This window comes from Ignavibacteria bacterium, assembly GCA_016873775.1.
In the GTDB taxonomy this organism is placed as follows: domain Bacteria; phylum Bacteroidota; class Ignavibacteria; order UBA10030; family F1-140-MAGs086; genus JAGXRH01.
Map to the genome: position 1 here is coordinate 1 of VGWC01000116.1, position 4,265 is coordinate 4,265.

A 4,265-nucleotide genomic window follows, 5' to 3' on the forward strand; every position below is an offset into this window, starting at 1 on the left:
GGTGATACGTTTTGCACGGGACAAGTGTTTGAAAAATCCGTAGGCATAAAAAAAACATTGCTTGCGGTGAAAGATATTTTTTATTCATCGAAGTTTGCCGGTATTGCATGCGGAATAAAAAATGTCGGCATCGGAAATGGAATGCCGGAATTTGGTCACGCTGTTGTGAAAATAAATCCCGACGAAACGCTTACGCTCAAAACCGGTTTCACTGAAATGGGACAAGGATTTTGCACTGTACTGATTCAGTTTTTCTGCGAAGTAACAGGAATGGATGCTCGAAAAGTTCGTGTGGAAATTGATACAACACATCCAACGCCGTGCGGAATGACAACTGCTTCTCGTGCGACTGTGCTTGGTGGACGTGCTGTTATTAAAGCCGCGCAAGAAATGAAAAAAGATTTGGATACAGGAAACACGTTGCGCGATTTGATTGGCAAAGAATATTTTGGTGAAGTCGTGATTGATTACACAACTGCGCTCGATGCAAAAACAAATAAACCGATTACGCATATGACGTTCGGTTTTGCAACGCAAGTGTGTATTCTCGATGATGATGGAACGTTGAAAAAATTTGTCGCCGCGCACGATGTCGGAAAAGTAATCAACAAAAAACTTCTCGAAGGACAACTCGAAGGCTCGATTCATATGGGGCTTGGCTATGCGTTGACGGAAGATTTGAAATTGACAAACGGCGTTCCCGATTCATTTAAACTTCGTTCGCTTGGATTGTTGCGCGCGAAAGATATGCCGGAAACAGAAATTATTTTGATTGAAGAAAACGAAAGTGAAGGACCGTTTGGCGCAAAAGGAGTAGGCGAAATCGGTTTAGTGCCGACAGCAGGAGCAGTCGCAAGCGCGTTGTATAAATTCGATGGTGTGCGAAGATTCAAATTGCCGATGAAGGATAGTGCTGCGGCGAAAGCGATTTTGGGTGGAGTGAAATAAATTCTAAACGATAGTTTTCAAATGCGTAAAAAGTTATCTTCCATCACATCTCTCCTCCCCAAGAATTACGATACATTTCTTACCGATTTAAAACGCCGCACCAGAGAAGCACAAACAAAAGCGGCGTTAAGTGTTAATCGGGAATTGTTGCTGTTATACTGGCACATCGGAAAACAAATTTTACAGCAACAAGCAAAAGAAGGTTGGGGCGCAAAAGTAATCGAGCGGCTTTCACTGGATTTGTGCAGAGAGTTTCCCGAGATGAAAGGATTTTCCGAACGCAACTTAAAGTATATGCGAGCATTTGCAGCCGAATATCGCAATGAACAATTTGTGCAAGAGGTGCTTGCACAAATTACGTGGTATCATAACATTACACTTTTAGATAAAGTAGAAAATCTAGATGAACGAATTTGGTATGCTCAAAAAACTATCGAAAACGGATGGAGCCGCAACGTTCTTGTTCATCAAATCGAAAGCGGATTATATCATCGCTCTGGAAAAGCAATTACTAATTTTTCTCGCACGCTTCCTTCGCCTCAATCCGAACTTGCGCAACAATTATTGAAAGACCCATATACGTTCGATTTTCTTTCGTTGAGTAAACAAGCGGTGGAACGCGATTTGGAAACAGCATTGCGAGAACATCTCAAAGAATTTCTTCTCGAACTCGGCGTTGGATTTGCCTTTGTTGGTAATCAATTTCATATTGTCGTTGGCGAGCAAGACTTTTACATCGACTTAGTTTTCTATCATACGAAACTTCATTGTTATATTGTGATTGAATTGAAGATGACGGAATTCCAACCGGAGTTTGCCGGAAAAATGAATTTCTATCTTACTGCAATTGATGAACAACTGCGAACAAAAAATGACGAGCCAACAATCGGAATAATTTTATGCAAATCGAAAAATAAACTTGTTGTAGAATATGCTTTACGCGATGTGAAGAAACCAATTGGCGTTTCATCGTATCGTTTAACTTCTTCTCTCCCGAAAAATCTCAAAGGCAATTTGCCAACAGTGAAACAACTTGAATCGGAACTCACAAAGAAAACATCATCGAAAAAATAAATGTCAAAAATTATCAAACAACTTCACACAGAAACAATAAAGAAAACAGCAACGCATTGCAAAGAACGCGGCATTACGATTCCAACATTTGCCCAAATGCGAAATCCGGAAACGATTCCGAATTCCATCAAACAAAAACTTTCGAGCGTTGGATTGTGGGATGTAAATCCGCTCAATCTTTTTCGCATTACGTGGAAAAATAATATCGAGAATAAACAATTCGGCGCAGTGAATTATGTCGAAATTCCGAAATCGATTTCCGGAGTGAATGCGCGCATCATCGGACTTGTCGGAAAATATTTTCCAACAGGAGCGCATAAAGTCGGTGCGGCGTTCGGATGTTTGGTTCCGCGTTTAGTCAGCGGTGAATTTGACCCGCAAAAACACAAGGCAGTGTGGCCTTCGACAGGAAATTTTTGCCGCGGTGGTGCATTTGATTGCGCGTTGCTCGATTGCACTGCAGTTGCGATTCTTCCCGAAGGAATGTCCAAAGAGCGATTTACGTGGCTGAAAGAAATCGGCGCGGAAGTGATTGCAACGCCGGGAACGGAATCGAACGTGAAAGAAATTTACGACAAGTGCTGGGAATTAAAACGCGACGCGAACAATATCATCTTCAATCAGTTTGAAGAATTTGGAAATCCGATTTGGCATTACAATGTTACGGGACCCGCGATTGAAGAAGTATTTCGTTCGCTTGGAAAAAATTCACGAGCGTCGGCATATATTTCAGCAACAGGTTCTGCGGGAACAATTGCCGCTGGAGATTATTTGAAAAAACAATTTCCGCATTTGAAAGTTGTTGCAACAGAAGCGCTGCAATGTCCGACGCTATTGATGAACGGTTTCGGCGCACATCGTATTGAAGGGATTGGCGATAAACATATTCCTTGGGTTCATAATGCGATGAATACGGATTGTGTTGCGGCGATTGACGATGAAGATTGTATGCGTGTGTTGCGTTTGCTCAATGAAGACGAAGGAAAAAAATATTTATCGTCTCTTGGAATTTCTGCAAAAGAAAATGAACAACTTTCTCTGCTCGGAATTTCTTCGATATGTAATTTACTCGCGGCAATAAAAACGGCAAAATATTTTGAGTTCAATGAGAACGATGTCATCTTCACAATTTTTACTGACTCACCGGATTTGTATCAATCGCGTTTGAAAGAATTGGAAGAAGAGCACGGAAAATATTCGTTGCTCAATGCGGCGAAAGACCATTCTGCGCCGTTGTTTCATCAATCCATTGATTATTACAAAGAATTGAATTACTACGACAGAAAAGCAATTCACAATTTAAAATATTTTACGTGGGTTGAGCAGCAAGGAAAAACGTATGAAGAAATTAATGCGCAATGGAATGAAGAATACTGGCGCAGTTTGTTTGAAGATGAAGTAAAATATTTTGATGAATTAATTGAGAATTTTAATCGTGGGTAGTTTGTAAAAAAAAGAAATGAATCTGACAGAACAAATAAAATCTTCCGGCGTTGTAGGTGCTGGCGGCGCGGGATTCCCTTCACACGTGAAAGCAAATTCGCGCGTTGATATCGTCATTGCAAACGGCGCAGAATGAACCGCTTATTCATAAAGATTTTGAATTGATGGCGAATTTTCCGAAACATGTTGTGCGCGGTGTTCAACTTTTAATGGAATCTACCGGCGCGAAACAAGGAATCATCGGCATTAAATCGAAAAATAAAAATGCGATTGATGCAATCAAATCACATATCAACGACACGCGAATTTCCGTTCACGAACTTGGCGATTTTTATCCTTCCGGCGATGAATATATTTTGGTGTATGAAGCAACGAAACGATTGATTCCGCCGCAAGGAATTCCACTCGATGTCGGAGTTGTTGTGAACAATGTCGAAACGCTGTATAACATTTCGCAAACGACAGAAGAAATTTCCGTAACAGAAAAATTTATTACCGTTGCGGGCGCAGTAAAAAATCCAATTTCACTTCTTGCACCCATCGGAATGAGTTTTCGCGATGCGATTTCTCTCGCTGGCTTCACAACAGAAAAAAATTTCGCAGTATTTGTCAGCGGAATTATGATGGGGAAATTGGAATTCAATCTTGATATTCCAATTACAAAAACGTGTGCCGGACTTGTTGTTCTCCCGACAGAACATACACTCGTTCAAAGAAAAATGCAACCGGAAAAAGTAAAACATCATATCGGAAAATCTGCGTGCGACCAGTGTAGTTATTGCACGGAACTTTGTCCGCGT

Annotated in this window: 5 protein-coding genes; all 5 read left to right on the forward strand. The window is 41.0% G+C overall.

All coding sequences use genetic code 11. The features are described 5' to 3' along the window. The coding region (locus FJ218_10960) for a selenium-dependent xanthine dehydrogenase (GenBank protein ID MBM4167419.1) at positions 1 to 948 on the forward strand (948 nt) is incomplete at its 5' end. Between the two features lie 21 nt (positions 949 to 969). Beyond that, entirely contained in the window at positions 970 to 2,022 is a 1,053-nt protein-coding gene (locus tag FJ218_10965) for a DUF1016 domain-containing protein (protein ID MBM4167420.1), read from the forward strand. Beyond that, on the forward strand, positions 2,023 to 3,465 hold the full coding sequence (locus FJ218_10970; protein ID MBM4167421.1) for a pyridoxal-phosphate dependent enzyme: 1,443 nt from the start codon (positions 2,023 to 2,025) through the stop codon (positions 3,463 to 3,465). A gap of 16 nt (positions 3,466 to 3,481) precedes the next feature. Beyond that, the gene (locus tag FJ218_10975) at positions 3,482 to 3,601 is read left to right on the forward strand and encodes a hypothetical protein (protein ID MBM4167422.1); all 120 of its coding nucleotides are present in this window, start codon (positions 3,482 to 3,484) and stop codon (positions 3,599 to 3,601) included. Then, positions 3,570 to 4,265 (forward strand): NADH dehydrogenase subunit (locus FJ218_10980; GenBank protein ID MBM4167423.1); only part of this gene is annotated, 696 nt, incomplete at its 3' end. The genes FJ218_10975 and FJ218_10980, both read left to right, overlap by 32 nt.